Here is a 16,374-nt window from a genome sequence, read left to right on the forward strand (position 1 = left end):
TCACCCGTTTTCTATGGCGTGTTCTCTCTGCAGGAGCGAGCAGCTGGCGTTCCCTGTGCCTGACGTGGCTCGCGAGCATCTGCCGGACGACCGGCCGGGCGCGGCGCTCTGTACGCGGTGTCTCGCGGTCGAACCCGTGGACGACCCCCCGCCGGAGCGTCCCGTGTTCTCCGGGTCGATTCCGGGATTTCCGGATGGCGAGGCGGGCGCGATAGTCGCGTGTCTGTTCGCGCTCGTTGACTCGCTCGCACTCTACCGCGCGGAGATATCGGCGCTCGCGAGTGAGGCCGAACGCCGGGGCGTGGATGTCCTCCTCCTCGTCGACCGGCTCGCGAGCACGGACGGTGTGGAGCCGTACTTCGACGTGTCCCGCCGGAGCCGCCAGTTGGCGCAACTGCTCTACGAGTAGCGCGCCCCTGACACTTATTCCGGTTCGGAGCGACCCGCGGGTATGGATACCGTGTGGGCGAACCCCGATCGGCTGGCGGCGTTGCGCGAGGGAATCACGCGAGTCGGCGACAGACCGACGTTTCCCGCGGAGGCGCCGTTCACCGGCGAGCGCATCGCGGAGGTGCCCGCGTGCACCGCTGCCGACGTGGACGCAGCCGTCGAGAACGCGCGCGAGGCGGGCGCGGCGTGGGCCGCGCGGCCCGTGGAGGAGCGTGCCGCCGTCCTGTCCGACTTCCACGACCTCGTGCTCGACCGGCAGGACGACCTGCTCGACCTGATGCAGGTCGAAACCGGGAAGACGCGGCGGGACGCGTTCGAGGAGGTGTTGGACGTGGCGTCGACAGCCCGCCACTACGCCGACCACACGGATCTCCTCGCGCCGGAGCGCCGAACCGGCGCGCTCCCGCTGCTGACGAAGGCCGTCGTCCACCAGCATCCGGTCGGGGTCGTCGGCTTCATCACGCCGTGGAACTACCCGCTCACGCTCGCCGTCTCCGACGCGCTCCCCGCGCTGCTCGCGGGCAACGGTGTCGTTCTGAAGCCCGACGAGTCGACGACTCACACCGCGCTGCTCGCCCGCGACCTCCTCGAAGACGCCGGCCTTCCACCCGGCCTCCTCCAGGTCGTGTCGGGAGACGGCGCCGACCTCGGCGAACCACTCGTCGAGCGCGTCGACCACGTCGGATTCACCGGATCGACCGCCGTCGGACGCGAAGTCGGCGCGCTCGCGGGCGAACACCTCACCGACGTGTCGCTCGAACTCGGCGGAAAGAACCCCCTGCTCGTGTTGGACGACGCCGACCCCGAGGAGGCGGCCGCGGGCGCGGTCCGCGCGTCGTTCGCGAACGCCGGCCAGCTCTGCATCTCCACGGAACGCCTCTACGTCCACACCGACGGCTACGACGACTTCGTGGACGCGTTCGTCCGCGAGACCCGAGGCCTCGCGCTCGGTGCCGGAGTCGAGTACGGCCCCGAGATGGGGAGCCTGCAGTCCGACCAGCAACTCGAGAAAGTGACCGCGCACGTCGAGGACGCCGTGGAGCGCGGTGCGACCGTGCTCGCCGGCGGCCGCGCGCGCCCCGACCTCGGCCCCTACTTCTACGAGCCCACGATTCTGGAGGACGTGACCTCGGAGATGACGCTGTCGGGCGAGGAGACGTTCGGGCCCGTCGTCGCGCTCTACGAGGTCGACTCCGTCGACGAGGCGGTCGAGCGCGCGAACGATTCGCCGTACGGCCTGAACGCGTCGGTCTGGACGACCGATACGGCGCGCGGCGAGCGCGTCGCCGAGCGAATCGAGTGTGGAACGGTGAACGTGAACGAGGGGTACGCGGCCGCCTGGGCGTCGATCGACGCGCCGATGGGCGGGATGAAGGACTCCGGGGTCGGCCGCCGCCACGGGGACGAGGGACTCCTGAAGTACACGGAGTCCCAGACGGTCGCGACGCAGCGCGGCGCCCGCATCGACCCGGGCCCGCTCCCGCAATCCCTCTGGGCAGCAGGGCTTACGCTCGGGCTTCGTGCACTGAAGCGCGTCACGGGGTGGTTGCCGTGAGCGTCTTCCTCACGGGATTCCCGGGATTCCTCGGATCCGCGCTCGTCGACCGGCTCCGCGACCGCACCGACCGCATCGACTGTCTGGTTCAGTCCCGGTACCGCGAGCAGGCCGAAGCGCGCGCCGAAACCATCGCCGGCGACGACTGGCAGGACGCCATCGCGCTCCACGAGGGCGACATCACGCAGTCCCACCTCGGCCTCGACCCCGACGCGTACGACGACCTCCAGTCGGACGCGGAGGAGGTGTTCCACCTCGCCGCCGTCTACGACCTCGCGGTCGACCGCGAACTCGGGATGGCCGTGAACGTCGACGGCACCGAGCGCGTTCTCGACTTCGCGGCGGGCGCGCCCCTCCGAAGATTCCAGTACGTGAGCACGTGCTACGTCTCCGGCCGCCACGACGGCGTGTTCCGAGAGACCGACCTCGACGTGGGACAGTCCTTCAACAACCACTACGAGGAGACGAAATTCCTCGCCGAACGCGCCGTTCAGGAGCGCATGGGTGAGATCCCGACAACCATCTATCGGCCCGCCATCGCCGTCGGCGACTCCGAAACCGGCGCGACCCAGAAGTACGACGGCCCCTACTTCACCCTCCAGTGGCTCCTCCGCTGTCCGGGTATCGCCCCCGTTCCGTTCCTACCGGGGTCGCTCGACACCGAACTCAACGTCGTCCCCCGCGACTTCGTCGTCGACGCCATCGACGAACTCAGCCGTCTCGACCGCTCGTCGGGGATCGTCTACCAGCTCTGCGACCCGAATCCGCCCACGATTCCGGAGCTCACGCGACTGCTCGCGGACGCCGCCGACACTCGCACGCTCCCCGTGCCGAGCACGCGCGGCCTCACGAAGCGCCTCCTCCGAACGAGCCTCGGCCGCAAGACGGGGGTTCTCCCGGAGTCAGTGGACTACTTCACGCATCCGACGACGTACGTCTGCCCGAACACCCGCCGCGACCTCGAGCACGCGAGCTGTCCACCGTTCGAGAGTTACGTCGACACGCTCGTCGACTACGTCAGAGAACACCCGGAGATAGACCCGGACGCGATGATCTGAGCTTAGATGCCGGTGTCGTACCGGAGGAGACCCGCGATCCCGCCGAACGCCGTCAGGAGCTGCTCGCCCTTCTCGAAGTCCGTGCTGATGAAGTGCGTGTCCGTCCCGCGCTGATCCGCGATATTCATCAGGAAGTCGATGACGTCCTCGCGCTCGCCGTCCTCCGCCGCGACCGTCGCGTCGCAGTCCGAGCAGTCGTGGCTCGGCGTGGACGCGCGCCTGTCTATGACCTCGTACTCCTCGTGGTCGTTCTCGCACTCGTAGACGACCACGTCCTTCCGCAAGTCCTCGCTCAAGAGGAGTCTATCCACCGAGCCCATCACGAGGTTCTGGCGGGTCGGCTCGAACCCGTAGGTCGCGAGGCCGCCGCCCTGGAGTTCGGAGAAGAACTCGCTCATGTCGTCTTTGTCCTGCATCAACTCCGCCTCCGAGAGCGCCTCGGAGCCCGCGTCCACGAGGTCGCTCAGTCCGGACTCGTCCGTGTAGGAGACGTCGAACTTCCCGAGCACCTTGTCCTGGAGTTCGTGGTGGAGGTAGTCGCCGTCGAGGAACTCGTCCTTCGTCGGACTCGGGCCGCCGACGAGAATGCCGTCGAGTTCGTGGCGCTCCGGGACGAACAGGTCGTTCGCCATCCCCGCGACCTCCTGATAGAAGTTGTCGATGGCCTCCAACCGGAGTCGCGCGAACCGCTGCGCTGACTGCCCGCCTTTCCGCTGCTTCCCGGGGACGAGCGAACTCGCGGACTTCACGGGCTCCACGCGCTTTCCCTTCAGCCACCCGACGTTCGCCTCCCGCCGGTCGAGCACGATGAGGCCGTACAGTCCCTTGTCCGCCAGCATGTGCTCCAGCGGCTCCGTCAGGAACTCGCTGTCGCAGTGGTAGCGGAACGACTCCACGGGCTGGGGCGGGTTCTCGAGAACCTCCGTCACCATCTTCGTCTGCCCGCCGCCCGAGTCCACCGCGCCCGAGAACAACACCATCCCGTTCTCCGGCGGGAACGTATCGTAGTACCGCAGGCGGTCCTTGATGGAGGTCAGGGCGTCCTGCACGTTCGTCCGCGTCTGCTTCGACTTGATGTTCGACGCCTCCGAGTGCTCCTGCGTGACGTGCGCCACCACGTCCGAAATCTGGCGGTCCGGCGGAATGTAGATAGTGACGAGCTGCGTCCCCGAACCGGAGTACTCCTTCAGCTCCTCGATGAGCTTCCGGAACTCGTACTTCTTCCGGTCTTCGGACTGCTCCTCCTGCTGTTCACTCATTACCCGAAACTAGCCCGCGAAACGGTAAGTAACCTTTGACACTCCCAGCGCGCCCGCGCGCGGCCGCTGAGCGTCCGAAACAGACGCACGCCCGGCCGGGAGACACGCCGCGTCCGCTCACGCCTCACCGTTCAGCGCTCGCTCGTTCAGCGTTCGCTACGTCCGGGAATTCGAAGATCCCCCCTCCTACTCACGGGTCACTCGCGTTCCCCGTTCGCTCGTTCAGCGGACACTCCGTGTCCGCTCACGCCTCACTTCGTTCAGCGTTCGCTACGTCCGGGAAATCGGGGATTTCCCGTCCTACATCGACTCGGGCGCGTCCACCCCGAGGAGGCCGAGGCCGGTGTCGAGGGCTTCGCGGGCGGCGTTGACGACGGCGAGCCGGGCGTCCCGCACCTCGGGGGCCACGTCGTCGGCGAGGACGGGGCACTCGCGGTAGAACGTGTTGAAGTCGTCGGCGAGGTCGCGGACGTACGTCGCCACCTGGTGGGGTTCGAGTTCGTCCGCGCTGCGTTCGACGACGACGGGGAGGCGGGCGACGGAGCGAACCAGTTGGATTTCGGCGTCGTCAGTCAGGCGGCCTGCGTCGATGTCCTCGGGAACGGTCTGGCCGTCGAGAATCCCGCAGCTGCGGGCGTGGGCGTACTGGACGTAGGGCGCGCTCTGTCCCTCGAAGTCGAGGGCGTCGTCCCAGTCGAACGTGATCGCCTTCTGGGGTTGCTTCGCGACGATGTCGTAGCGCACCGCGCCGATGCCCACTTGTCGGCTGATGCGTTCGATGTCGTCCTCGGTGAGGTCGTCCTCGCGGATGCGGTCGTCGAGGCGTTTCTCGACCTCGTCGCGGGCGCGCGAGACGGCTTCGTCCAGGAGGTCGTCCATGTCGACGCCGGTGCCGGCGCGCGTGCTCATCGACTCGCCGCCGGGGAGGTTCACCCAGCCGTAGAACAGCTCTTCGAGCTGGTCGGTGTCGTTCCCGAGGATGTCGAGCGCGGCGCGGAGCTTGTTCGCGTGGAGCTCCTGGTCTTCGCCGAGCACGGTGATTGCGCGGTCGAACTCGTCGAACTTCCACTCGTGGTGCGCCAAATCCCGGGTCGTGTAGAGGGTCGTGCCGTCGGAGCGGAGGAAGACGAACGACTGCTCGATGTCCCAGTCGTCGAGGTCGAGCTGCCACGCGCCCTCCTCCTTGTACGCGTACTCGGCGTCCTTGAGGCGCTCCGTGACCTCCTGGGTTGAGTCGTCCTGGAGGAATCGGGTCTCCTTCACGAACTCGTCGAACTCCGCGGGGAGCCGACTGAGCGTGTCCGTCATCCCGTCGAGAACCTGGTCGACGACTTCGCTCACGCGCTCGTACGTCTGCTCGTCGCCGCTGTCGAGGCCTTCGATGATGTCCGCGATTTCGTCCTCGGCGGCCGCGACTTCGCTCTCCGAGGCCTCGTCGAGGAACGCGTTCCCCGTCCGGTAGTACCGGACGAGGTCGTAGTCGGACTTCTCGCGCTCGGGTTCGGGGAGGTCGGACTCGTCGAACGTCTCGTACGCCCACGTGAACACGGCCATCTGGCGGCCGGCGTCGTTCACGTAGTACTCGCGGGTCACGTCGTTGCCGGCGTAGTCGAGCACGCGCGCCGTCGCGTCCCCGATGATGGGGTTGCGGGCGCGCCCGACGTGCACGGGCCCGGTGGGGTTCGCGCTCGTGTGCTCCACGACCACGCTGTCGCCCGTGTCGGGGAGGCGGCCGAACCCCTCCTCGCGGGTCGCGGCGAGCGTGTCCGCGTCGTACTGGTCTGTGACCTCGAAGTTCACGTACGGGCCCTGTGTCGTGACGTCGCCGAGGTAGTCGTATCCGCTCGCGTCGAGTTCGGCGGCGATGTCCGCGGCGACGCTGGCGGGCGCGGCGCCCGCCTCGCTGGCGAGGCGGAACGCGACGCTGGATGCGAGCACGGCGGGCACGTCCTCGGGCGGTTCTTCGAGTCCGAGGTCGTCTGTCGGGAGGTCGAGCGCCGAGAGCGCCCCCGAGAGGGCGTCCTCGACCTCCGCGCGAAAGGCCAGGAACATACGGATTCGTGGGGTTCCGCCGCCTAAAGGCGTTGTGAGTTACGGGAGCGGCCATCACGCCTTTCCGCGCGCGGGCAGTTCTTCCGTTCACAATGTCCGACGACACAGACGCGGACGTTACGAACCGAGACCCGGACGTCGAGGACGACGACGGCCACGGCGTGACAGTCGAGGGCGGCGGGGACGCGGGCGCGTCCGCACCCGAAGCCTCCGACGAGGTGGAGCCCGACCGCGCCGAGGACGCCGACTTCGACGCGCAGGAACAGAAGCGGGAGGACGAGGCCGCGGACGCCGAGAACCTGGACAACCACCGCGACGAGGAGCCGTTCGAGACCTAACTAGGGTTCGACAGTCCGTTCTCCGATCGTTCGGTTCTCGACTCTGCGCACATCTTCCTCCGATGGATCCGGGAACGCCGCCGGGTGCAGGCACCACGCGAGGCGCTCGAGCGTGTCCACGAGCCGCGGCCCCGGCCGATTGACGTAGTGGTGGCCGTCCACCGCGAACACCCGCCCGGACTCGACCGCTGACAGGTCGCGCCAGCCCGCTCGCTCCCGGAGTTCGTCGAGATTGTCGAGCGTCTGATCCATTCCGAACCCGCAGGGCGCGGCGACGAACACCTCGGGGTCGAACGCGACGACGTCGTCCCAGTCCTCGTACTCGCTGTACGCGCCCGGTTCGGTGAGGCCGTACTCGCCGCCCGCCTTCTCGACGAGTTCGGGCACCCAGTGGCCCGCTATCATCGGCGGACGCATCCAGTCGCACACCAGGGTTCGCGGCCGCTCGCCGTCCGGGACGCGCTCCTCGACGGCGCGGACGCGCTCGCGGAGGTTCCCGACCAGTTCCGCCGCGCGTTCGTCCCGTCCGACCGCCGCGCCGATGCGTTCGATGTCGCCGAACACGTCAGCGAGGTGGTGGGGGTCGGTCGTCACGATCTCGCAGTCCAGCCCGAGGTCGCGCACGGCGTCCTCGACGAGGACTTCGTCCACGGCACAGACGTCGCAGACGCCCTGCGTCACCACGATATCGGGGTCGACCTCGCGCAGCACGTCCGTCTTTATCTCGTACACGTCGCTCGCGCTCGCCAGTTGGTCGTTGATTTCCTCGCTCGACACGTCCGGGTCGATGAGGAGGCGGTTCGCCGCCGGCTTCTCTGTCGCGTCGGGCGGGTGGTCGCACTCGTGGGAGACGGCGGCGGGTTCGCAGTCGAGCGCGTACAGTATCTCGGTCGCCGACGGCAGGAGGGAGACGACGGTCGGGTCGCTCATACCGGGATTCACGGACTACACGCCCTAAAGCGCTCGCCTACTCGCCGTCCTCGCTGTCGAGGTAGCCGTTGATGAGGAGGGGGAGGACGACGCCGATGCCGAGCAGGACGATAATCGAGGCCGTGTCCGCGGACGTGAACTCCGTGAGGAGGTACCAGCCGCTGAGCGCGACGGCCGCACACCCCGCGACGACCGTGTTTTCGCGCGTGAACGCCACCATGTCCCTCCCGACGTGAACTGCCCGGAAGAACGTTCCCCCGAGGCGGCGAGCAACGACTACTTGACCCGGGAGCGTGTGGGTTCCCGGTAATGAGCGAGTCGGACGCGCCGAAGCAGGTGTCCTCGCCGGAGTACCACAGCGAGAACCACACCGCGGCGCAGACGTGCGGGTGGACGGCGAACTCGCTGCGCGGCGAAGGCACGTGCTACAAGTACGCGTTCTACGGGATTCGCTCCCACCGCTGCATTCAGATGACGCCCGTCGTCCGGTGCAACGAGCGCTGCGTGTTCTGCTGGCGCGACCACGCGGGCCACACGTACGAACTGGACGGCGTGGAGTGGGACGACCCCGAGGCGGTCGTGGACGCCTCCATCCGCCTCCAGAAGAAACTCCTCAGTGGGTTCGGCGGGAACGACGAGGTTCCGCGAGAGCGCTTCGAGGAGGCGATGGATCCCCAGCACGTCGCCATCAGTCTGGACGGCGAGCCCACGCTCTACCCGCATCTCCCCGAACTCGTCGAGGCGTTCCACGACCGCGGGATGACGACGTTCCTCGTGTCGAACGGCACGCGGCCGGACGTGCTCCGGGAGTGCGAGCCGACCCAGTTGTACGTCTCCGTGGACGCGCCGGAGCGCGCGACGTTCGAGGACGTGGTGGGTGCGATGGAGGAGGACGCGTGGGAGAAACTGGTCGAAACGCTGGACGTGCTTTCGGAGAAGGACTGCCGGACGACACTGCGGACGACGCTCGTGAACGGCGAGAACATGCAGAACCCGGACTGGTACGCGGGCCTCTACGAGCGCGCGGATCCGGATTTCGTGGAGCTGAAGGCGTACATGCACGTCGGGCACTCGCGGGGCCGCCTCGACCGGTCGGCGATGCCGCGCCACGAGGACGTGCTCGACTTCGCGCGCGAGGTCCAGTCGCACCTCCCCGAGCACTCGGTTCTCAAAGACCAGGAGCAGTCGTCGGTCGCGCTGCTGGCGCGCGAGGCGGACACGTGGGTGGAGGCGCTGAAACACCCCTCGTAAGCCGTAGCAAAATTGAGAGGCATCCCAAAACCATTATAGCTCGCGGCGGATTAGTGAACTCCATGTCGAACACGACGCGGGCGGCGGTCGGCTCGGACGAGCTAACCGTCCTCAAACTCCTCGCCCTGGACGGCGCGCGCCGCGGCGAGGTCAAGGTGTCCTGCGCGAACCTCGCAGACCGACTCGACGCCTCCAGCCAGACCGCCTCCCGTCGCCTCCAGTCCCTCGACGACGACGGCCTCGTCGAACGCGACCTCGTCAGCGACGGCCAGTGGGTGTGCGTCACCGCGGACGGCGAACGCCTCCTGGAGAGCGAGTACGAGGACTACCGCCGCATCTTCGAGGAGTCGAGCGACCTCTCACTCACCGGCACCGTCACCGGCGGAATGGGCGAGGGCCGACACTACATCAGCCTCCCCGGCTACAAGCGCCAGTTCGCGGACAAACTCGGCTACGAGCCGTTCCCCGGCACGCTCAACGTCGCGCTCTCCGCGCAGAGCCGGCGCGAACGCGCCGCGATGGAATCGCTCGACGGCGTCCCCATCGACTCCTGGGCGGACGACGAGCGCACGTACGGAAGCGCGACCTGCTACCCGGGCGCGCTCGAAGCCGACGCGGGCACGTACGAACCCGTGCACGTCATCGTCCCCGACCGCACCCATCACGACGAAGACCAGCTCGAACTCATCGCGCCGGATCGATTGCGGGACGACCTCGACCTCGACGATGGCGACGACGTGGTCGTGCACGTGGAGGACGAGTGATGGCCGCGCTCGACACCTCCGTGGACGCCGCAATCGACGCGTTCCGCGACGGCCGTCCCGTCCTCGTCCACGACTTCGCGGACCGCGAGGGCGAGGTCGACATCGTCTACCCGGCGCGCTCCGTCACGCCCGCTGACGTGGCGCGGATGCGCAGCGACGCCGGCGGCCTCATCTGCGTCGCGCTCTCCCACGAGGTCGCGACCGCCTTCGACCTCCCGTTCCTCGTCGACGAACTCGACCATCCCGCCGCGGACGGCGGCGACCTCGGCTACGACTCCCGGTCGTCCTTTTCGCTGCCCGTGAACCACCGCGACACCTACACCGGCATCACGGACGACGACCGCGCGCGCACCATCGCGGAACTCGGGCACGCCGCCGCCGACCCCGACAACACGGACTTCGCCGCGGAGTTCCGCGCGCCCGGCCACGTCCACGTCCTCCGCGCCGCGCCGTCGCTCGCCGACCGGAAGGGCCACACCGAACTCGGTATCGCGCTCGCCGCCGCCGCCGACCGGGAACCCGCCGCCGTCGTCTGCGAGATGCTGGACGAGGAGACCGGCGGCGCGCGCTCCGTCGCCGACGCCCGCGCGTACGCCGACCGCCACGACCTCGTCTTCGTGGAGGGCGCGGCGCTCGTGGACGAACTCGCCTGACCGACCGTTCACTTCTCCCCCGTTTCGCGTGCGATTCTCCCCGATATCGAACTGACAACCTCTATAACGGGGGCTTTCGATGTCTCGGGTATGGCTGGCTTCGACGAGATGGAAGGCTCCGGCACCATCTGGATGAACGGCGAGTTCGTGGACTGGGACGACGCCCAGATTCACGTGCTCACGCACGGTCTCCACTACGGCACGGGTATCTTCGAGGGCGTTCGCGCCTACGACACCGAGGAGGGCACGGCCATCTTCCGCTGGGAGGAACACCTCGATCGCTTTTTCGCGTCCGCGAAACCGTACGACATGGACATCGAGTTCACGCGCGAGGAGCTCACCGAGGCGACGCTCGAACTCCTCGACCGCAACGACCTCGAATCCGCGTACATCCGCCCGCTCGCCTACTACGGCTACGATTCGCTGGGCGTCAGCCCGAAGGACTGCCCGACGGACGTGGCGCTCGCGGCGTGGCCGTGGGGCGCGTACCTCGGCGAGGAAGCCCTCGAGAACGGCATCGAGGTGATGGTGTCCTCGTGGCGCAAGCACGCGTCCAGTCAGGTTCCGACGAACGCCAAGACCACGGGCCTGTACGTGAACAGCCTGCTGGCGGGCGAGGAGGCGCGCCGGAACGGCTACGCGGAAGCCATCGTCCTGAACAAGGAGGGGAACGTCGCGGAAGGCCCCGGCGAGAACATCTTCCTAGTGCGGGACGGCGAGATCTTCACGCCCGGCCTCAGCGAGTCCATCCTCGACGGCATCACCCGGAACACCGTCATCGAACTCGCGGAAGAACGCGGCTACGAGGTCCACGACAACGTCTCCATCTCCCGGGGCGAACTCAACACCGCCGACGAACTGTTCTTCACCGGCTCCGCGGCCGAGGTCACGCCCATCCGTCAGGTGGACAACGTCACCATCGGCGAGGGCACGCGCGGCCCCGTCACCGAGGAACTCCAGACCGCGTTCTTCGACCTCGTCGAGCGCCGCACCGACGACCACGACGAGTGGTTCACCTACGTCTAATCGACTAAGTCCTTGACGTCTTTCTTCTCGTGCGCTTCGCCGAACCCAGCGGAGAGCACGCGCGTCAGGGCGTCCTCGGTGGACTCGTCGAGGTCCTCGATGTCCTCGGGTTTCGCTTCGACGACGAACCCGGTGGTGATGTTGGGGCTGGTGGGGATGAAGACGATTTCGCGGCCGTCGTCGGTCGTTTTCCCGGTCTTGAACGCGGTCATGCGGAGGCCGTTCCACGTCTCGACTTTCACGGGCTTCTGGAACTCGCCCGTGCCGCCCGAGAGCACGGTCTCGACGCCCATCTTGGAGGCGTTGTAGACGACGCGCAGGCCCGGAAGACGGTTGATTGCGTCGTCGATGTAGCCCTCGGCGACGCTCCCGACCGCGGTCCGCATCAGGTAGCCGACGGCGAACACGAGGCCGACGAACACGACGACGGCGAGCGCGACCCGGAGCGCCGGCGGTTCGATAGCGCCGAGCAGGCCGAAGTTCGCTATCTGTGAATAAACCCAGTACACCACGAACAGCGTCAGGAGGAGGGGGACCAGTACGATGAGGCCGCTCGCGGCGTCCCGTTTCCACGTTGCCATCGCGAAAGAGTCTCTCGTGCTGGACTATCAGCCTTCTCCTACCGTCCGAGAACGGCGCGCAGTGCGAACAGGAGGTTCTCCTTGCGCTCCATCGCGCGCCGGTAGAAGTAGGAGAACCACTTCCCCCCGTAGGGGACGTACTGGTAGACCTCGTAGTCGTCGGCGAGGTCGAACTGGGCGTCCTCCCGCACGCCCATCAGCATCTGGAGTTCGAACGCGGTTCCGTGCTCCTCGTGCAGGCTCGTGGCGTGCTCTATCATCGCGGGGTCGTGGCTGCCGACCGCGATGCCGCCGTCGAAGTGCTCGAACATGTACTCGAGGCACTCCCGGTAGGCCTCGTTCACGCGCTCTTTCTTCCTGTGCGCGAGCTCCGCGGGTTCGTCGTACGCGCCCTTCACGAGGCGGACTTTTCCGGGGAGATCCGCGAGGCGTTCGAGGTCGTCGCGCGTACGCTTGAGGTTCGCCTGCACGCAGACGCCGACGCCGCCGTCGTACTCGGTCGCGAGGCGCTCGTAGGCGTCGAGCGTCACGTCCGTCGTCTCGTGGTCTTCCATGTCGATCCAGCAGAACACGCCGTGCTCGTCGGCGGCCGCCGCGATCCGCTCGACGTTCTCCTCGAACACCGCGTCCGCGACGCCGAGCCCGATCTGGGAGGGCTTCACGCTGATGCAGGCGTCCACGTCGCTGTGCGCGATGTCCGCCACGAGGTCGACGTAGGCGTCCGCGTCCGCGTCCGCCGGCTCGCGGTCGTGGTAGTGCTCGCCGAGCAGGTTCACGATAGCCGTCACGCCGCCGTCGTTCACGTCTGCGACGTGCTCGAGGGCTTCTGCCGGCGTCTCCCCCGCGACGAATCGGCTCGCGATGGGCGGGATCATACACCAATATTTGCCGGTGGCCGGCTTAACTTCCCTGCTCTCGACCCCGGCCGTTTATGGCTCGCGCGCGCCGAGACTGGCGTGTGAGTCTCTACGCGACGGTCGTGACCGCGATGTGGGTGATGCTGCCCGCGTACGTCCCGAACAACGCCGCTGTGCTCGCGGGCGGCGGCGCGCCCCTCGACGGCGGCCGAACCTGGGGCGGCAGACGCATCCTCGGCGACGGGAAGACGTACCGCGGCACCCTCTTCGGCGTCCTCGCCGGGTTCGCCGTCGCCGCCGCGCTCGACGTCCTCCAGCGCGCCGCCATCAGCGCGTTCGGCGTCTCCCTCCCCTGGTTCCCGTTCGCGGCGATGGGTGCCCTTCCCGCGGGCGCGATGCTCGGCGACATCCTCGCGTCGTTCGTCAAGCGCCGCACCGGCCGCGAACGCGGCGCCTCGTTCCCCCTCCTCGACCAGCTCGACTTCGTCGTCGTCGCGCTCGCCGTCACCGCCGTCGCCGCCCCCGCCTGGTTCGGCGACACCTTCACGCTCGACGTGCTGCTCGCTATCCTCGTCCTCACCCCACTCCTCCACCTCCTCACCAACGCCATCGCCTACCAGTTCGGCCTGAAGGACGAACCCTGGTAGTGCGGGCAACGCGAACCGCTTTTCACGCGTCCTCTCGACGTTCTCCGTAATGGCGAACGACGACCTCATTCGGGCGCTGCGGGACGCCGACTCGGTACGGTTCGGGGAGTTCGAGCTGTCGCACGGCGGCACCTCGGAGTACTACGTCGATAAGTACCTGTTCGAGACCGACCCGGGGTGTCTGCGGCTCATCGCGAGGGAGTTCGCGGCCCTCGTCGAGGACGAGAAACTGGGCGGCGTCGCGCTCGGCGGCGTGCCGCTGGCGGCGGTGACGAGCGTGGAGACGGACAACCCGTACGTCATCGCGCGCAAGCAGGCGAAGGAGTACGGAACCGGAAACCGCATCGAGGGACGGCTCTCCGAGGGCGAGGAGGTCGTGGTCGTGGAGGACATCGCGACCACGGGGCAGTCGGCGGTCGACGCGGCGCAAGCCCTGCGGGAGGCCGGCGCGGAAGTCAACCGCGTGCTGGTCGTCGTCGACCGCGAGGAGGGCGGGAGCGACCTGCTCGCGGAGCACGACCTGGAACTCGAAGCGCTGGTGACGGCGGCGGAACTGCTCGCGGACGCCGACCGATAAGCGCGCGGACGTGCTGCTTTCTCCCCTGAACGAATTCGAGTTATTCATGCTTGTGGAATCGTGAATAGGGGTATGAATCGCGCCGAGAAGGCGACCCTCCAGTTGCAGGCGGTATCGGTTCTCCGAACCCTGAAGGAGACGCGGACGTACGACGAACTCGCCGAGGAGACGGGACTCCCGGCCGGCGACCTGAACCGGTACGTGAACGGCCACGTGCTCCCGAGCGCGGACCGCGCCCGTGACGTCGTCGAGGGCGTCGGGACGGAGACGCTCCGCGACGAACTCGAAGCCCGCGTCTCCGTGGACGACGAGGGGTACGTCGACAACTCCGGGGTCGTGTTCGACCAGTCCTTCCTCGATTTGGTCGCGCCGGTCGCGGCGGAGTCCTACGACTTCGGGCAGCCGGACGTGGTGCTCACGGCCGCGACTGACGGGATCACGCTCGCCGCGGCCCTAGCCTCGTACTTCGACGCGCGGTGTGCGTACGCGAAGAAGTCGAAGGAGACGGCGGTGGACGAGTTCATCGAGGCCCGCCAGCGCCTCGACTCCGGCATCGAACTCACGTACTACCTCCCCAAGTCGGCGCTCGACACGGGCGAGTCGGTGCTCGTCGTGGACGACCTCATCCGGTCCGGTGAGACGCAGGAACTCCTCCTCGACATCGCGGCGACGGCGGACGCGGACGTGGCGGGCGTGTTCACGCTCATCGCGGTCGGCGACGAGGGCGTCGAGCGCGCCCGCGAGCGCACGGACGCGCCGGTCGGTACCCTTACCGCGTTCGAGAAGTAAGCACGAACGTGCTGTTTTCTGGTGGATAGGGGTCAATTATTGCACGTCTAGCACAATCGTGTGGTAACGTTTAAGTAAACTCTGTCGTGTAGGCTCGAACGTGCATCATGGGACTCGCTGATACCCTCGCCGACTACTTCGGGTTCGACGAACACGACACGGACCTCAGGACAGAGACCGTCGCGGGAGTCACCACCTTCCTCGCGATGAGCTACATTATCGTCGTCAACCCCGCCACGCTCGCCAAGAAGGGCGACGAGTTCGGCGGGTTCGTCGTCGAGGGCTACACGTACGCCGAGACGGTGCAGATGCTCGCCGTCGTCACCATCCTCGCGTCCGCCGCGGCGATACTCGTGATGGCGTTCTACGCCAACCGGCCGTTCGGACTGGCGCCCGGCCTCGGCCTGAACGCCTTCTTCGCGTTCACCGTCGTCGGCGCGCTCGGCGTCCCCTGGCAGACCGCGCTCGCCGCCGTCGTCACCGAGGGCGTGCTCTTCATCGTCCTCACCGCCATCGGCGCCCGCGAGTACGTCATCCAGCTCTTCCCCGAACCCGTGAAGTTCGCCGTCGGCACCGGTATCGGGCTGTTCCTCGCGCTCATCGGCTTCCAGGCGATGGGCGTCGTCGTCACCGACCCCGCGACCGCCGTCTCCCTCGGCAACCTCGCGCAGAACCCCGTCGCCATCCTCGCCATCGTCGGCCTGTTCTTCACGTTCGCGCTCTACGCCCGCGGCGTCACCGGCAGCATCATCTTCGGCATCGTCGGTACCACTGTCGTCGGCGTCGCCCTCACCCTCGCCGGCTTCGGCGGCGGCAACCTCGCCGCCGACTTCGTCACTACCTCCGGCTTCCAGTGGAGCGAACTCCCCGAAGCCCAGTACGACATCACGCCGCTCGCCGGCGCGTTCATCGAGGGCTTCCAGAACGTCGAAGCGCTGAGCTTCGCGCTCATCGTCTTCACGTTCTTCTTCGTCGACTTCTTCGACACCGCGGGCACCCTCGTCGGCGTCGGGCAGGCCGGCGGGTTCCTCGACGAGGATGGCGACCTCCCCGACGCCGATAAGTCCCTCATGGCGGACGCGGTTGGCACCACCGTCGGCGGGATGCTCGGTACGTCCACCGTCACCGCCTACATCGAATCCGCGACCGGCGTCGAGGAAGGCGGCCGCACCGGCATGACCGCGCTCGTCATCGCCATCCTCTTCCTCGTCTCCCTCGTGTTCGTTCCGTTCGCCGCCGTCATCCCCCAGTACGCGAGCCACATCGCGCTCGTCGTCATCGGCGTCATCATGCTCGGGAACGTCACCAGCATCGACTGGAACGACCTCACGTACGCCATCCCCGCCGGCCTCACCATCCTCGTCATGCCCTTCACGTACAGCATCGCGTACGGCATCGCCGCCGGCATCGTCTCCTACCCCGTCGTCAAGACCGCCGTCGGCGAGTACGACGAGGTCAGCGTCGGCCAGTGGCTGCTCGCCGCCGCCTTCGTGCTCTACTTCTTCGTCCGCACCAGCGGCATCCTCCAGAGCGCCGTCGCGTAACGCCGCTTCCCCGGTGCTCTTAGGCCTCCACGCTCTCCCCTTC

General features: G+C 67.7%; 18 protein-coding genes. 12 read left to right on the forward strand and 6 right to left on the reverse strand.

What is annotated here, in order from left to right; translation table 11 throughout:
• Window positions 1-13: 13 nt before the first annotated feature.
• The 3 genes from FQU85_RS05515 to FQU85_RS05525 are packed head-to-tail and all read left to right on the forward strand — an operon-like array spanning window position 14 to window position 3,063.
• Window positions 14-409, forward strand: a complete 396-nt coding sequence (locus FQU85_RS05515; protein ID WP_145845373.1) for a DUF6276 family protein — start codon at window positions 14-16, stop codon at window positions 407-409.
• Between the two features lie 42 nt (window positions 410-451).
• Window positions 452-2,005, forward strand: a complete 1,554-nt coding sequence (locus tag FQU85_RS05520) for a succinic semialdehyde dehydrogenase (RefSeq protein WP_145845377.1) — start codon at window positions 452-454, stop codon at window positions 2,003-2,005.
• On the forward strand, window positions 2,002-3,063 hold the full coding sequence (locus FQU85_RS05525; protein ID WP_145845380.1) for an SDR family oxidoreductase: 1,062 nt from the start codon (window positions 2,002-2,004) through the stop codon (window positions 3,061-3,063). Before FQU85_RS05520 ends, FQU85_RS05525 begins: the two co-directional genes overlap by 4 nt.
• Before the next feature lie 2 nt (window positions 3,064-3,065).
• Here FQU85_RS05525 and prf1 read toward each other — a convergent pair whose 3' ends face one another.
• Entirely contained in the window at window positions 3,066-4,322 is a 1,257-nt protein-coding gene (gene prf1 / locus FQU85_RS05530; protein ID WP_145845382.1) for a peptide chain release factor aRF-1, read from the reverse strand.
• Between the two features lie 300 nt (window positions 4,323-4,622).
• Window positions 4,623-6,374 (reverse strand): arginine--tRNA ligase, encoded by a 1,752-nt coding sequence (argS, locus tag FQU85_RS05535; protein ID WP_145845385.1) that lies wholly within the window; start codon window positions 6,372-6,374, stop codon window positions 4,623-4,625.
• Between the two features lie 92 nt (window positions 6,375-6,466).
• Here argS and FQU85_RS05540 point away from each other — a divergent pair, with 92 nt between their 5' ends.
• Window positions 6,467-6,712 carry a hypothetical protein gene (locus tag FQU85_RS05540; protein WP_145845387.1) on the forward strand — a complete coding sequence of 82 codons (246 nt, stop codon included), beginning with the start codon at window positions 6,467-6,469 and terminating at the stop codon, window positions 6,710-6,712.
• On the opposite strand, the gene FQU85_RS05545 is transcribed toward FQU85_RS05540, so the two are convergent.
• Window positions 6,713-7,642 carry an ABC transporter substrate-binding protein gene (locus FQU85_RS05545; protein ID WP_145845389.1) on the reverse strand — a complete coding sequence of 310 codons (930 nt, stop codon included), beginning with the start codon at window positions 7,640-7,642 and terminating at the stop codon, window positions 6,713-6,715.
• A gap of 37 nt (window positions 7,643-7,679) precedes the next feature.
• The gene (locus tag FQU85_RS05550; RefSeq protein WP_145845391.1) at window positions 7,680-7,862 is read right to left on the reverse strand and encodes a hypothetical protein; all 183 of its coding nucleotides are present in this window, start codon (window positions 7,860-7,862) and stop codon (window positions 7,680-7,682) included.
• 89 nt (window positions 7,863-7,951) lie between these two features.
• On the opposite strand from FQU85_RS05550, the gene twy1 reads away from it, so the two are divergent.
• From twy1 to FQU85_RS05570, 4 genes are all read left to right on the forward strand, one after another.
• Window positions 7,952-8,893 carry a 4-demethylwyosine synthase TYW1 gene (twy1, locus tag FQU85_RS05555; RefSeq protein ID WP_145845394.1) on the forward strand — a complete coding sequence of 314 codons (942 nt, stop codon included), beginning with the start codon at window positions 7,952-7,954 and terminating at the stop codon, window positions 8,891-8,893.
• A 62-nt stretch (window positions 8,894-8,955) separates the two neighbouring features.
• A complete protein-coding gene (locus FQU85_RS05560) occupies window positions 8,956-9,657 on the forward strand; it encodes a DUF120 domain-containing protein (RefSeq protein ID WP_145845396.1) in 702 nt (233 codons plus the stop codon).
• Window positions 9,657-10,310, forward strand: coding sequence for a 3,4-dihydroxy-2-butanone-4-phosphate synthase (ribB, locus tag FQU85_RS05565; RefSeq protein WP_145845400.1), 654 nt, complete (start codon window positions 9,657-9,659; stop codon window positions 10,308-10,310). Before FQU85_RS05560 ends, ribB begins: the two co-directional genes overlap by 1 nt.
• A 90-nt stretch (window positions 10,311-10,400) precedes the next feature.
• On the forward strand, window positions 10,401-11,336 hold the full coding sequence (locus FQU85_RS05570; protein WP_145845403.1) for a branched-chain amino acid transaminase: 936 nt from the start codon (window positions 10,401-10,403) through the stop codon (window positions 11,334-11,336).
• Here the strand turns inward: FQU85_RS05570 and FQU85_RS05575 are convergent.
• Together FQU85_RS05575 and FQU85_RS05580 are read right to left on the reverse strand one after the other, a co-directional pair.
• The gene (locus FQU85_RS05575) at window positions 11,333-11,917 is read right to left on the reverse strand and encodes a DUF502 domain-containing protein (RefSeq protein ID WP_145845405.1); all 585 of its coding nucleotides are present in this window, start codon (window positions 11,915-11,917) and stop codon (window positions 11,333-11,335) included. The two genes, FQU85_RS05570 and FQU85_RS05575, sit on opposite strands and share 4 nt — an antisense overlap.
• Before the next feature lie 38 nt (window positions 11,918-11,955).
• Window positions 11,956-12,792 (reverse strand): proline dehydrogenase family protein, encoded by an 837-nt coding sequence (locus tag FQU85_RS05580; RefSeq protein ID WP_145845409.1) that lies wholly within the window; start codon window positions 12,790-12,792, stop codon window positions 11,956-11,958.
• An 83-nt stretch (window positions 12,793-12,875) separates the two neighbouring features.
• Between FQU85_RS05580 and FQU85_RS05585 the strand changes: the two genes are divergently transcribed.
• From FQU85_RS05585 to FQU85_RS05600, 4 genes are all read left to right on the forward strand, one after another.
• A complete protein-coding gene (locus FQU85_RS05585; protein WP_370516769.1) occupies window positions 12,876-13,421 on the forward strand; it encodes a CDP-2,3-bis-(O-geranylgeranyl)-sn-glycerol synthase in 546 nt (181 codons plus the stop codon).
• 49 nt (window positions 13,422-13,470) lie between these two features.
• Window positions 13,471-13,998 (forward strand): orotate phosphoribosyltransferase, encoded by a 528-nt coding sequence (gene pyrE / locus FQU85_RS05590; protein WP_145845416.1) that lies wholly within the window; start codon window positions 13,471-13,473, stop codon window positions 13,996-13,998.
• Window positions 13,999-14,070: 72 nt separating this feature from the next.
• Window positions 14,071-14,787, forward strand: a complete 717-nt coding sequence (locus FQU85_RS05595) for a phosphoribosyltransferase family protein (protein WP_145845418.1) — start codon at window positions 14,071-14,073, stop codon at window positions 14,785-14,787.
• Between the two features lie 107 nt (window positions 14,788-14,894).
• Complete coding sequence (locus FQU85_RS05600) at window positions 14,895-16,331, forward strand: NCS2 family permease (RefSeq protein WP_145845422.1); 1,437 nt, start codon at window positions 14,895-14,897, stop codon at window positions 16,329-16,331.
• Window positions 16,332-16,374: the final 43 nt, after the last annotated feature.

Origin of the sequence: Salarchaeum sp. JOR-1, from assembly GCF_007833275.1 — an archaeon.
In the GTDB taxonomy this organism is placed as follows: domain Archaea; phylum Halobacteriota; class Halobacteria; order Halobacteriales; family Halobacteriaceae; genus Salarchaeum.